Source organism: Sphingobacterium sp. MYb388, from assembly GCF_037479535.1.
GTDB lineage: Bacteria > Bacteroidota > Bacteroidia > Sphingobacteriales > Sphingobacteriaceae > Sphingobacterium > Sphingobacterium anhuiense.
The window spans coordinates 428,849-442,369 of sequence record NZ_JBBGYV010000002.1 but is presented as its reverse complement, the minus strand read 5'-3'; the positions used below and the strand labels follow the sequence as shown (position 1 = coordinate 442,369).

Annotated in this window: 10 protein-coding genes; 6 read left to right on the top strand and 4 right to left on the bottom strand. The window is 36.3% G+C overall.

Features of this window, described 5'->3' with window-relative positions; all coding sequences use genetic code 11:
• Positions 1-18 precede the first annotated feature (18 nt).
• The 4 genes from WH188_RS07850 to WH188_RS07835 all read left to right on the top strand — a co-directional run bounded on the left by WH188_RS07850 (position 19) and on the right by WH188_RS07835 (position 4,609).
• On the top strand, positions 19-1,065 hold the full coding sequence (locus WH188_RS07850; protein WP_339423705.1) for an NAD(P)-dependent alcohol dehydrogenase: 1,047 nt from the start codon (positions 19-21) through the stop codon (positions 1,063-1,065).
• A gap of 231 nt (positions 1,066-1,296) precedes the next feature.
• Positions 1,297-1,875 (top strand): YdeI/OmpD-associated family protein, encoded by a 579-nt coding sequence (locus WH188_RS07845; protein ID WP_132770715.1) that lies wholly within the window; start codon positions 1,297-1,299, stop codon positions 1,873-1,875.
• An 864-nt stretch (positions 1,876-2,739) separates the two neighbouring features.
• Positions 2,740-4,239 (top strand): PAS domain-containing sensor histidine kinase, encoded by a 1,500-nt coding sequence (locus WH188_RS07840; RefSeq protein ID WP_339423704.1) that lies wholly within the window; start codon positions 2,740-2,742, stop codon positions 4,237-4,239.
• A 4-nt stretch (positions 4,240-4,243) separates the two neighbouring features.
• Complete coding sequence (locus WH188_RS07835) at positions 4,244-4,609, top strand: response regulator (protein ID WP_021188607.1); 366 nt, start codon at positions 4,244-4,246, stop codon at positions 4,607-4,609.
• Positions 4,610-4,763: 154 nt separating this feature from the next.
• Here WH188_RS07835 and WH188_RS07830 read toward each other — a convergent pair whose 3' ends face one another.
• Both WH188_RS07830 and WH188_RS07825 read right to left on the bottom strand, forming a co-directional pair.
• Entirely contained in the window at positions 4,764-5,525 is a 762-nt protein-coding gene (locus tag WH188_RS07830) for a metallophosphoesterase family protein (RefSeq protein ID WP_339423703.1), read from the bottom strand.
• A gap of 61 nt (positions 5,526-5,586) precedes the next feature.
• Positions 5,587-6,732 carry a multidrug effflux MFS transporter gene (locus tag WH188_RS07825; protein ID WP_339423702.1) on the bottom strand — a complete coding sequence of 382 codons (1,146 nt, stop codon included), beginning with the start codon at positions 6,730-6,732 and terminating at the stop codon, positions 5,587-5,589.
• Between the two features lie 87 nt (positions 6,733-6,819).
• Between WH188_RS07825 and WH188_RS07820 the strand changes: the two genes are divergently transcribed.
• Together WH188_RS07820 and WH188_RS07815 are read left to right on the top strand one after the other, a co-directional pair.
• A complete protein-coding gene (locus WH188_RS07820) occupies positions 6,820-7,581 on the top strand; it encodes an AraC family transcriptional regulator (RefSeq protein ID WP_339423701.1) in 762 nt (253 codons plus the stop codon).
• A 317-nt stretch (positions 7,582-7,898) separates the two neighbouring features.
• On the top strand, positions 7,899-8,729 hold the full coding sequence (locus WH188_RS07815) for a hypothetical protein (RefSeq protein ID WP_339423700.1): 831 nt from the start codon (positions 7,899-7,901) through the stop codon (positions 8,727-8,729).
• Between the two features lie 126 nt (positions 8,730-8,855).
• Here the strand turns inward: WH188_RS07815 and WH188_RS07810 are convergent, their stop codons facing one another.
• Positions 8,856-10,340, bottom strand: a complete 1,485-nt coding sequence (locus WH188_RS07810; RefSeq protein WP_339423699.1) for a RagB/SusD family nutrient uptake outer membrane protein — start codon at positions 10,338-10,340, stop codon at positions 8,856-8,858.
• Between the two features lie 37 nt (positions 10,341-10,377).
• Positions 10,378-13,488: a SusC/RagA family TonB-linked outer membrane protein gene (locus WH188_RS07805; protein ID WP_206368437.1), complete on the bottom strand. Its 3,111-nt coding sequence runs from the start codon at positions 13,486-13,488 to the stop codon at positions 10,378-10,380.
• Positions 13,489-13,521 lie beyond the last annotated feature (33 nt).

The window sequence follows — 13,521 nt, the reverse complement described above, 5'->3', positions numbered from 1 at the left end:
TTATTTAAAACAGAATCTATGATTACAACAAAAGGATATGCGGCTCAGCAGGCTGGTGCTGAGCTTGCCGAATGGAACTTTGAACGTCGTGAACTGGGGCCTAAGGACGTGCAGTTTGATATTTTATTTTGTGGAGTTTGTCACTCGGATTTACATCAGATTAATAATGATTGGTTTGAAGGTTTATTTCCCATGGTACCGGGACATGAAATCGTAGGTAAGGTTGTTCAAATCGGATCTGAAGTCACGAAATTCAAAATCGGTGATTTAGCAGGAACAGGATGCATGGTGGACTCTTGCAGAGATTGTGAAAATTGTAAGGATGGATTGGAACAGTATTGTAAAAATGGTAACGTACAAACTTACAATGGTGTGAATCCGTACACGGATGGTATGCCTACATATGGCGGCTATTCTAAAACAATCGTGGTTAATGAAGATTTTGTACTACATGTGTCTGATAAGTTAGATTTAGCGGCAATAGCCCCTTTGTTATGTGCAGGCATAACTACTTATTCTCCCCTACGCCACTGGAAAGTGGGAAAAGGTCACAAAGTCGCAATCTTAGGATTAGGGGGCTTAGGCCACATGGGAGTGAAATTTGCTGTTGCATTTGGTGCTGATGTTACGGTGCTAAGTACTTCACCTAAAAAAGAAGCGGATGCCAGAAAATTAGGTGCCCACCATTTTGTTGTAACAACAGATCCAGAACAGTTTGAAGCGGCTAAAGGAACATTTGATTTTATATTAGATACCGTTAGTGCAGAACATGATATCGCATCGTATTTATCTCTATTACGTACAAACGGAACTCATATTTGTGTCGGAATTCCTGCAGTCCCTTCTCAAATACCGCCATTTGCACTATTAGATGGACGTAAAAGTCTAGCCGGCTCGGGTATAGGCGGTATTAAAGAAACGCAGGAAATGTTAGATTTCTGTGCTGAAAATAATATTGTATCGGATATTGAACTGATCGATATTAAAGATATTCATGAAGCGTATAAACGGATGGAAAAAGGCGATGTTCGTTACCGTTTTGTAATTGATATGGCAACGCTGTAATCAATACAAAATACTGTTTTATTTAAAGGAATAATAACTTCTATAAAACAACTATTGTTGATTAATGTAATATTAATCAACAATAGTTTTAATGTAAAAGAATATAACTAATGATAATGCTTCCTGTTTTTCACATGAAGTTTAGCAATACCATTCAGTTTATCATTACATATTACGGAATATCAAGACGTTCGATATTGAGCAATAAAACCTGAACTATCGTTTTAAATCATGAATCAAGAAATAGAGGTATTTTATCCTATTGATAGTAGAGCCTGGCGCGAATGGTTAATGGAAAACCATCAGACAAAACAGGCTGTATGGATTGTTTTTCATAAAAAAAGTTCTGAAAAAAAATCGATTACCTGGAGTGAGGCAGTCGATGTTGCACTTTGCTTCGGCTGGATTGACAGTAAAAAGATTTCTGTAGATAACGAAACTTCCCATCAATATTTTAGCAGACGTAAATCTAAAAGTACTTGGTCAAAAATCAATAAACAAAAAATAATAAATCTCATTGAAAACGGCCTCCTGCATGAAGCTGGTTACAACAGCATAGAAATTGCAAAGGAAAATGGTTTCTGGACACTACTGGATGAGGTGGAAGAATTGATTATCCCAGAAGATCTTGAAGCGGAATTTGCAACTAAACCTCATGCTAAAGTGTTCTATGTAAGTTTAAGCAAATCGGTAAAGAAAGCTATTTTACAATGGATTGTTCTTGCCAGACAACCGCAGGTACGACAAAAAAGAATCACTGAAATTGTCGAATGTGCAGAACAAAACTTAAAGCCGAAACACCTTCGATAAAACTTACTTACCAGGAAACAATTATATTATAGCGGTAATTATTCAAAAAGTTCCGAAAAATCAAAAAAATATTTATTTATATGAACTTTTTCTGAGCCCAAGTGTTCATCTCATATAAAGCAGCAATCAACATTACTTTTTATTAAGTATAAAACGATAAATGACGTAGTGCAGTAATAAAATCCAAGTGTCCCAAAACCATTTGGATGATGAAACAAAAAAGAGGAAACGATAAGAAACATAAAAATTACTGTGCAGTTGAACGCCAAGATAAAGGGTCTAATGAGAATTAGGCCCTTTTGATTTTAATCAATTTATAACAATACTTGTCTAATTCCCATTTCTTCCAAATATACTCAAACAGATCAAAGAAGGTAACATCCTAATTCTTGCGTCTTAATCCGGATTAACTAATCTATGTTTCCGCAAAAGTATTTTAGTCGTGGGAATTACTAAATTTCCATCTCCATATAGTCCCTCGATAGTAAGAAAAAAATACCTGGTCTTCACGAATTTCTACGGATAAAACAGCTAACACTACGCTATATTCCATAAAAAATATTTTTACTGATATATCCCAAATTGCACAAAATAGCCTTCTGATTTAGCACCAGAAAAAAATTATTTTTTTTTATTATAAACGTTAAAACGCGATTGAAAGACTTAAAATGCAGAAATTATATATTTAAATAAGAAGATTACTGAGATAGCTTTATCCTAAGAAAATGATCAAATTGTAGAAAATCATAAAAAATGAGATGCTTGTAAAGGCATAATATTTGTAAAATTGATTCTATAAATAATATGATTTGAAATGAAGTTTATACAACCTGCTAAAGACTTCATGTAACGAAAATAAATTTTATGATAAATGAAAATCTCAATATATATCTTCAAGCTTTAAATTCAGCAAACTCGGGTATTATCATCACAGATAATTTGCAACCCGATAATCCTATCATATATTGTAACAGCGCATTTGAAAAAATATCCGGCTATAACAAAGATGAAATAATAGGTCATAACTGTCGCTTCTTGCAAGCGCAGGACAGATCGCAAGCAGAAAGACAACTTCTTAAAGAAAGTATAAGAGATGGCAAGGAATGTAAGGTTGAAATTAGAAACTACCAGAAGAACGGTCAATTGTTCTGGAATGAACTAGTAATATCTCCTGTTAAAAATGAGGACGGGCTTATCACTCACTTTATCGGAGTGCAAAATGATGTAACACATCGGAAAAAGGTGGAGTACGATTTGCGTGAAGAGAAATCATCTGTAGAGGAAAAAATACAGCAACGTACTAAAGAATTGATGGGAAAAGAGGCTTTTTTATCTAGTATTATTCAAACGGTAAGAGAAAGTTTATTGGTACTCGATTCAAACTATATTGTTTTAAGTGCAAATAATCACTTCCTCAGTTCATTCAAAGTTACCCAAGAAGAGACTGTCGGTAAAATACTTTTTGAACTCGGAAACCATCAATGGGACATTGATGGTTTAAAAGATCTCTTAACGAAAATATTGCCAACAAATAATCCGGTCACTGATTATGAAGTGGAGCATCATTTTCAACATATTGGAAAAAAAGTGATGCTTCTTAATGCTTATAGAATAGAGTTTGAAGGACAGTATAAGGATAGAATACTCATTGCTATAGAGGATATTACAGATAAAAAAGAGTTGGATCGCAGAAAAGATGATTTTCTTTCTATAGCAAGCCATGAACTGAAGACGCCGTTAACGACAATAAAAAGTCTGATACAACTGCTCCAGCGTATGGATCCTGTTAAAAATCCAGATCAGTTCACGACATCTCTCGATAAAGTTTCTATATATATTGAAAAACTAAATAAGCTTATTTCTAAATTACTGGACACATCAAAAATTCATTCTGGCAATATAGAATTACATCTAGAACCTTTTGAAATTGATAAAACTATAAAAGAAGCAATTGAAAACCTATCCGTGGTTAATCCTGAGTATAATATCTCATTTTCAGGATGCACAAATGCCAGCGTTTGTGGTGATGAAATGCAGATTTTACAGGTATTCAACAACTTAATTTCGAATGCAATAAAGTATGCTCCAGGATCTAAAAATATTGAAGTTTACATCAATGTTGTCGGAAATTTTGTGAAAATTTCGGTTAAAGATTTTGGAATGGGTATCAGCCACCAAGATAAGATCAAAATCTTTGAAAGGTTTTTTAGGGCAAGTAATATTCAAAAGAAATATCCCGGATTAGGAATCGGATTATATGTTTCTCATGAAATTATCGTGAATCATAAAGGAACGTTATGGGTAGAAAGTGAAGTGGGCGAAGGATCGACCTTTAATTTTACGTTACCCGTCATAAAAAATTAATGCTATGGATAAGAAAAAGATAATGATTTGTGACGATGATCAAGGAATACTTGATGTGCTCCAGATGTTACTGGAGATTGAGGGGTTTGAGGTTTTACCACAGATCAATAGTATTCATATTATTAATGAAATTTTAACACAATCGCCCGATCTTCTATTGCTGGACCTTTGGATGCCCGTCTTGCCGGGGGATGAGATTTTAAAAATAATCCGAGATAATCCGGAGATAAAAAAGTTACCCGTTCTTGTGATATCTGCAAGTGGGGATGGAAATAAGATCGCAATGGAGGCGGGAGCTGACAGCTTTCTAGCAAAACCTTTTGATCTAAACGAAATCATAGCAGAAGTGAACAGCTTATTACCAAATTAATGGTAATAAGCAAATTTTGAGGTAACCATTTTAGGTATATGAATATTACCTAGAAATACCTGTGAATGATTTTAAGCTTATGCTATGATCGATATTCAAAATCTTTTTAACGAAAACCAGTATGTTGCGATATCCTATTTGTGATAGCGTACACTCACTTATCAAAACTGATTAGGGTCCTGCTAATATGATCATTTTCGATTGCGATGAGGCCATACCCATAGATCTGATCGTTTATAATGATAGTATCAACATCCTTTTCTATCTGATAGGAACAAGCAAGGGTTGAATATTGGAGTATATTTTTTTCAGAAGTGACATCTTCCATGTGGTAATGTCCGCAAAAGATAGTTACTTCATTGTCAATCTGAAGTAAAGCATATTTTATTTCGTCCCGTCTATTCAGAGCGGCACCAAGATGATCAATTGGAGTACTGATTTCTAAAATAGGATGATGCGAAAAAACAATAATTTTTTTTACAGTTTGCAATTGTTCTTTGAGCCATATCAACTGGCCTGCAGTAATGGCGTTAGAAGATGTATCCAAATAAATATATCTAAAAAAGTCATCTTCCTGTACGTTTAGCATCTCCTGTGCATCTGATGCAAAATCAGAAATAAAATATTTTGAAACTTCTGAATAAGAATCATGATTACCGAGAATAATCCTGGGTTTGATACCATACGAACGAAGGGTATTAAAAAAGTCCGAATTTGATTCTTTTGACCCGATATCCCCGCCAAATACAACCTCAGTTATTCCTCTTTCAACAATATCTTTTAAAATAGCTGTTAAATTTTCTTTATGTGTATCAGGCTCTTCCCGATAATTCATTTTTTCAGAACCTAAACCGTCATGTACTACATCAACTTCCTGACCTAAATGTGTATCTGTAAAAAAAGCTATTTTCTTCATAATAATTTATTCCCTTGAATAGATCTGATATGGCGTAAAAGTAACAATTTTTTCAATAGTGCTAATGCGTGCGGGAGGTGGATTTTTTATATGCGCCAGCAAATAATATGGCCAATAGAGACGAAATTATAAGAACTAAACCAAAATCTTGAATCCACCCTGATGCTGTAAGACCTAAACCTATAAGTGTATAATAGAGTAATCCAAAGAGGGCTCCCGCAGTCCCAACAACATCCTTATACTTAATAAGTGCCTGACTTAGTATATTGGGTATTGCAATACTAAATGCAATCAGTATGAAAAGCATGGGAAATAAAAACCATAGACTGCCCTGCAATATAAAGATGCCTAGTGCACCGATTATAGAAATCGCCGATGAAATATAAATCAATCGATGTGCAGAAAAATTTAAATGAATAAGTTTTTTATTCAATACCCCCCCAGCTAATGAACCAATGGCAAGTAAAATGCCACTATATCCAAATTGTGTTGCGCTATGCCCTGATTGTTCAAATATAAATGGACCTAAAGAATAGTAACTAAATAACATGATGTTGAATAATGCTACCAATAGGGCACTTAACCAGATCACCCGATCACTTAATAATTGTCTCAAAACTGTTCCAATTTTCGGACGGTCTTGTTTAATTGGCGCTTTTGTTTCAGGCAAAAACTTAATAGCATTGATTAACAACAATACCGCAACTAACAAAACCACCATAAATACACCCTGATTTCCAAAGCTTTCAGTCATATAACCTCCAGTTATAAAACCGATAATAGGACTTAAAGAGAGCGCAATTCCAATAATAGAAAATACAGAACTAAGGTCTTCTTTTTGATATACATCCCGAAGGATAGTCTGTGTTATAATAGAACCTACGGAAGCTCCAAAAGCAGCGACTACCCGAGCGATTAATATCATATTGAAATCACTGGTTAATAGCGCCATAATAGCTCCAATTGAATAAAAAAATAATCCCCAGATCATAGCACTTCTTCTCCCTATTATATCGGATAAAATGCCCCAAAAAATGACACCTAGTGCGAAAGCAATAAAATAAAATGATAGGGTTAATGAAGCCTGCTGATTGCTCACCTGAAATGCTTGCGCAATATTGGGTAATGCAGGGCTATAAATTGTTTCGACAAATTGCGGAAACATTATCAAGATGATTAATAGCATCAAATTTGGTTTATTTTTCATTTTTCACTTTAATTAATTTGCAAAATAACACATGATTTATCGTATCTTGTTATTGGTATTAAGACAAAAAATATCAATATTAAGACAATGACATACATAGCTAAAGATGATTACTTTGATCCCGACAAAATAGATGCTGCTGTAATTGGCATTGCGTCAGAATTGAATGCTCATGATTCAGGACGCCACAAACATCAAAAGGCGCAACTATTATATGCTCCTAGCGGATGCATGTCAATACGTACAGATAGTACACAGAGTTTATTACCGCCCACAATGGCGGCATGGATTCCACCAAATGTATTACATAGCGTTATGATTAGAAATACAGTCGCTTATCGTTCTATATATTTTGATCCCAACAAGTTCAAAAACCTACCTAATGAATTAATAATCATGAATATAAGTCCTTTATTAAAAGAAGTTATTGAACGCATATCGTATTGGCCCTGGGATATGCATTGGAGCAATCAGAAAAATATAACAGCTGTTTTTTTTGAAGAATTTCAGAACGCATCCCATGAAAACTTAACCTTAGTAGAGCCGTCGGATCCAAGATTTCAACCCTATATAGATCAGTGGAATATAGGGAAGTCAAAACCTCCGCTAATGAAGAAATTTGCGTTAGAAATCGGGATAACTGAAAAAACAATTGGACGCATTTTTATGAAAGAAACAGGCATGTCTTATCAGGACTGGAGGCAACAATGGAGACTGCATCGATCAATAGAATTATTAACCAATGGTAGAAATGTTAACGAAACAGCTGATGAGATGGATTTCTCAAGTCCTAGTGCCTTTATAGAATTCTTTAAAAAATATTTACGAAAAACGCCTAGTCAATATTGATAATCTAAAATCGAAAGGTATATTATACGATCAAACAAATTTTAGATTTCACATTTAGCTCATACAAAAAACGCTAACAATCTATTTTTTTTTGATTTAAACTTTATAGTAAATGCAACAGTTTATTTCATTAGAAAAAATATTCTTCAATTACCTAAAATAGTAATAAATGCCAAAAGAGAACCACTCTTTTTCAAGAAAATTTTATCCCTCTAAAACCATTTTTAATGGATATTTGTTAATATTGTAGGTCAGCTTATAGTTCAAAGTCTACGAAAGTGAACTATAACCTGGTGAAATTAAATCTAACAATACTTATGAAAAGCTTCTTAAAATTTACAGTTTATCTCTTTATGTTACTGATCTGCATCACCACAGTTTTTGCGCAACAGAAAGAAGATGTCATTTACCTCATGGACGGTGGACAGAAAAAAGGAAAAGTAATCACTATTGGAGACGAAATAGTCAAGTTTTCTTATACCGGTGAGGAGCTACAATATGAACTTAAAAAATCTTTAATTGATAAAATTGTATTTGCCAATGGAAGAGAAGAATCGTTTAAGTCAGCTGGTAACGCCAGCAGTACAGTCAATACAACAGCATTACAATCTAGCGCTATACAGGGCGGGAACAGACTTGCTGTTATTCCATTTGAAATTGCCAGTAATGACCAAGGGCTAACCACTGATGTGATGAGACGGGAAGTGCAGCAGGCCTGTGTCGATGCTTTGAGATCACGATCACTTTCTATTCAGATGCAAGATTCAAGGACGACCAACGCTACCCTTTCTAAAGCAGGTATTAATCTCGCTGATATTGCCAATCATACACCGGAAGAATTAGCAAAACTATTAGGTGTAGATTATGTAGTATTAGGGGTTTATGATATTGAAAATAAAGGAACATTCAGCTATGGATCTGGGGTAGCATCTTATGATGACAAGAAAAAAGATAATAAAACGAAGGGTACTGTTGTCCAATCAAACAACAGCTACACCAGTACAAATTATGACACAAAAGTTTTAATGACTATTTATGATGCGACTGGAAGGCAACTGTTTTCGGACACAAGAAAACCTTTTCTTGGCGGAGTCGATTCTTATAAAGGAGCATTAAAAACATTAGCCAAACGAGTACCTCTAAAATAATTATAGTTGACTGAAAGTATATAATAGTATGTAATCAGAAAGATTAAAAATGAGCGTGAAATAAGTAATAAAAAAACAGGCCCTTACTACTGTAAGAGGCCTATTTTTATTAAAAAGCAATTCATATTATAAATTAGGATTTCTAACAATTTCTTCGTTTGGAATAGTGAATAGATAATATGGGCTATTAGCGACGAAATTAGATCCATCCGGAAATTTCACTACGCGATGTCCCTGTCCATTAACAAGTTTAGTACCTCCATTTGCTGTTTTGATCGAAACCTGGATTGGTTTACCTGTTTCATCAATAAACAATTTACGCTGTACTTTTCCTTGCGTTCTAATAATATCCGATAAAGCGAAGCCTTCTCCCCAAAGTTCTTTACGTCGTTCTATCAAGATCTCTTCAATTAAGTTTTTCCCTTGGCTCACATCATAAAGTTTTGCTTGACGGGCTGTACGCAATGTGTTTAATGCAGCAATGGCTTTGTCCTGCAGCCCTGCGCGCGCATAACCTTCGGCTTCAATCAATACCATCTCGGAAGAACGCATATATACGATATCTCCGATCACGTTGGGTTTAAATTTGAATTTTTTATATCTTAAAAACCCTTCACGTCCAGCCAATGGATCCCACTCGAATAAACTGTAGCGCGTATCGCTTTCGTCAAATAAATTCTTAAAATAAGGATCTGCCATAAAGCTGAAATAATAAGATGCATCGGAGGATACGTCTAAATAATGGAAGGTATAACTAGCATTGCTTTGTTCAGTCGTCTGCTTATGTCCCCATATCCATTCTGAATTCCCAAGATCATTGAACCCTGCCTGATAATCAGCTGCACCCATAAGATTGTAAGTACTTCTTGCTTTTTCTGCAGCCTCAGCTGCTAGCTTCCATTCACCCACCTGCAGATAGGTACGTGCCAATAAACCTTGAACTACATTCTGATTGATCTTATATTTCTCGGTACGGGTATATCCTTCAAGAAGTGTTTGGCTATCTTTTAAGTCACTTAAAATTTGATCGTAAAGTTGCTGTAGACTTGCTCGCGGATTTCCTTTGGTCGCTGTGGTGCTTGGTTCAGTATAAATCGGTGCTGTTAACGCATTTTTATCTTTCTGATAACTAAACTGATAAAAAGATGCTAAATTCAGATAAGCAAATGCGCGGAGTGCTTTTGCCTGCCCCTTTAACCTATTCTTATCTTCTGTCCTACCTTCAGCGCCATCGACTTTAGCAACAATATTATTGGCATTATCGATGACTTTATAAAGCAAAGTCCAGAAAGAGTTAATGCGGTAAGATCGGTTATTATTGAGTTCTGAAAATGTATAAGCATCGCGATATCCGTATTTTGTCGTCAAAGCAACGTCACTCCCCATGGCATCACTGGTACGCAAAATAGCTGAGTAGCCCGGATTGGCATACGTGAAAAACGTATCATTGAGGTATTTCCAAGTTCCATTAATAACCGTTTCAACATTCGCGGTCGTTTTATAAATCTCGGACTCAGCGACGGCAGTTGTCGGATTCGTGTCCAAGACATCTTTACAAGATGTACCGAGTAAGGAAACTGCCAAAAGTATATAGGTAGATTTTAATTTCATATTCATACTGTTTTATTTTTATATGATTGCCTAAACATTAAAAAACAAGCTGTAAACCTCCTGAAATGGTACGCATAGCCGGGTACCGGAAATAAGTAGCTCCATTTAATGTCTGCTCCGGATCCATTCCTTGATGTCCATAAAAAGTTAGCAAGTTTTCTGCTGTTGCAAATACGCGTAATTTACCGAGTCCAATTCGTCGGATTAAATCTCCAGGTAAACTATAGCCTAAACTCACATTCTTTAAACGCGCATACGTTGCATCATATAAAAAGCGTGTGGAGGTTGAAGTCCAGTTTAAATTATCTGTGGTCAACTTTGGGACGTTTGTAGCTGTATTTTCTGGTGTCCAATGATTCAACATTTCAACACTCCACGCTCTTCCCACATTATTTCCGGTATGCATCAACTGGATATAATCGTTATCCAATACTTGTCCACCTAAACTGAAGCTGACCAAAGCAGATAAATCAAAATTCTTATAACTAAAGCTATTGCTTACACCACCTATTAAATCAGGCAATGAGCTTCCGGCATCAAAAAATCCAGCTTTAGTATACTCAGATGTTTTTTGATCTGTTTTTTTCCCGTCCTGATCGGCCACATACCATTGAGGTAATCCATTTTCAGGATTTACACCCGCCCATTCCGGCATAAAGAAATCATAGATCGTACCACCAACTCGTAATGCACGTGTGCCCGTAATGATATCTTTGTTATTATTTGGCAACGAGGTGATTTTATTGGTATAATGAGATAGATTCACATCCAAGTTCCATCTGAAGTTTTCAGTCAGTACTGGGATCGTGTGTATATCGATATCGAATCCTCTATTTCGAAGTGATCCAATATTGGCATCATAACCTGAATAACCGCTCGAATAAGGCATCGGCATTGTAAATAACAGATCTTTACTTTGGCGATTAAAATATTCCACACTTAATGAAACTCGATTTTTAAAAGCAGCAACATCCAAACCCACATTAAAGTTCAAGTTTGTCTCCCATTTCAGATCTGGTGTTGGCAATCGGCTTGTAACCGTTCCGCCTTCACCTAAACTATTGGAAATAGTATATAAGCCTTGGTAAGCATAGTAAGTTCCCAAGTTGTCATTACCCTGGCCTCCATAACTAGCTCTCAAGGTTAACTGATTAAGAGCTGAAACATCTTTCAAGAAATTTTCCTGCGCAATTTTCCATGAACCGCCCACTGACCAGAAAGTTCCCCAACGGGTTTCTGGTGCAAAACGGGATGATCCATCGGTACGTAATGAGGTCGAGAAATAATAACGGTTATCATAGTTATATTCGGCACGTCCAAGGAAACTCAATAAGCTGTAATCGACGCTAGATCCTGTAAAATTATTCAATTGCGACGCTGCGACCGGTTCGTAAAATCCTGGAAGTACAAATCCCTGACGACTACCACTCATATTGGAACTGTTGAAATCATAATATTCCTGACCTGCCAATACATTCAAGTGATGTAGGTCAAACTGCTTATCAAACGTTAAAATATTGTTCCAAGTTTGTCCTACTGTTCGTACATTGGATTTGGACACAGATCCTTTTGTATCGACACCAAAACCAACCGTAGGATTGGTATAATTATGGGTATTACTATTGATATAGTCTAGACTATAAGTAGATCGGAATTTCAGATCTTTTGAAAAAACAGCCTCAAGGTAGGCTCTAGCGGCAACATTTTCTCTTCGGATATCATTTTTATCTAAAGGCAGTGAAGCTGCCAGATTGTTCTTTGGAGTAGCGCCACTCGGACGGTAAAGTCCAAAATCATATATTTTATTTCCGTTTTCATCCAGCACATAAGAACCGTCTGCTGCACGCTCGTAGTAAGGATAAAAAGAAGGTACTAAGCGGGAAAAATTGATAATATTAGCGGTGTTGCTATCTTCGGATTGCGGATATTTCTGCTGTGTACTGCTACCTGCTATATTGAGACCTGCATTTAACCAGGATTTCATCTTTCCATCAATATTGGCACGTACATTATACCGTTTGAAACCTGATTCAATTGCAATACCCTGATCATCCAAATAACTCCCGGACATAAAATAGGTATTTTTAGGACCACCACCACTGAAACTTAAATCTCCTTGTGTACGCACACCTGTACGTTGCAAAACATCGGTCCATGGATCATTCCATAATGCTTTTGCTCCTGGAACTAATTTCCCATCCAGTCCTACCGGCTGCGGAAATGCCGACCCATATGGATTTTTATTCAGATCAGTTATAACACTGTTCGTCGCATTTGTTGCTGCCTGCGCGGCTGTCAAGCCATTTGAAAGGTTTTTATTACGAAGTGCCTCCCAATACATTTGGAAATAATCATCCGTAGATACCTGATCGTAGTCACGAACCGCTCTTCCAGAATAACCTTGGGTAAAATTAAGATTGATCGTCGTATTTTCAGAAGACTTACCACTTTTTGTCGTAATGATAATGACACCATTAGCACCTCTAGATCCATACAAGGCGCTTGAAGCTGCATCTTTCAGAACAGAAACGGATTGAATATCATTGGGATTGATCGAGTTGATATCTCCTGAAAATGGATTTCCGTCCACGACAAACAATGGCGAACTTGAGGCGTTGATAGACCCTATACCTCTAATTCTGATTGCGGCATCAGTACCGGGTTGACCTGAAGATGCGACCGACTGTAAGCCGGGTACTTGACCTTCCAACGCTTTCGAAATACTGGAGACCTGTCTATTTTCAATTGCTTTTGCATTAACCGTGCTGACTGATCCGGTAATATTGGCGCGCTTAGATGTACCGTAAGCGACCACCACAACCTCATCAAGGTTTTGACTGGTAACCTGCAAAGCGACAGTCAGATTAGCGCCGTCAGCTTTTACCTTTTGAGTCTCATAACCGATATAAGAAAATTCGATAATGGTATCTGAAGCCTGCTGTACGGGGAGTGTAAATTCTCCATTTACATTTGTTGTTGTGCCTCTAGTCTGCCCGGAGAAAACAACATTAACTCCTGAAAGCGCTTTTCCTGTTGTGACATCTGTAACTTTACCTTGTACATTGCGCTGCTGAGCCTGAAGTTGACTCATACTTGAGACGGTTAATACCGTAGCTACTAATGGAAAAATTTTGTTTGTTAACTGCATGTAATACTGTTTAGAATTTTTAATACTGCACTT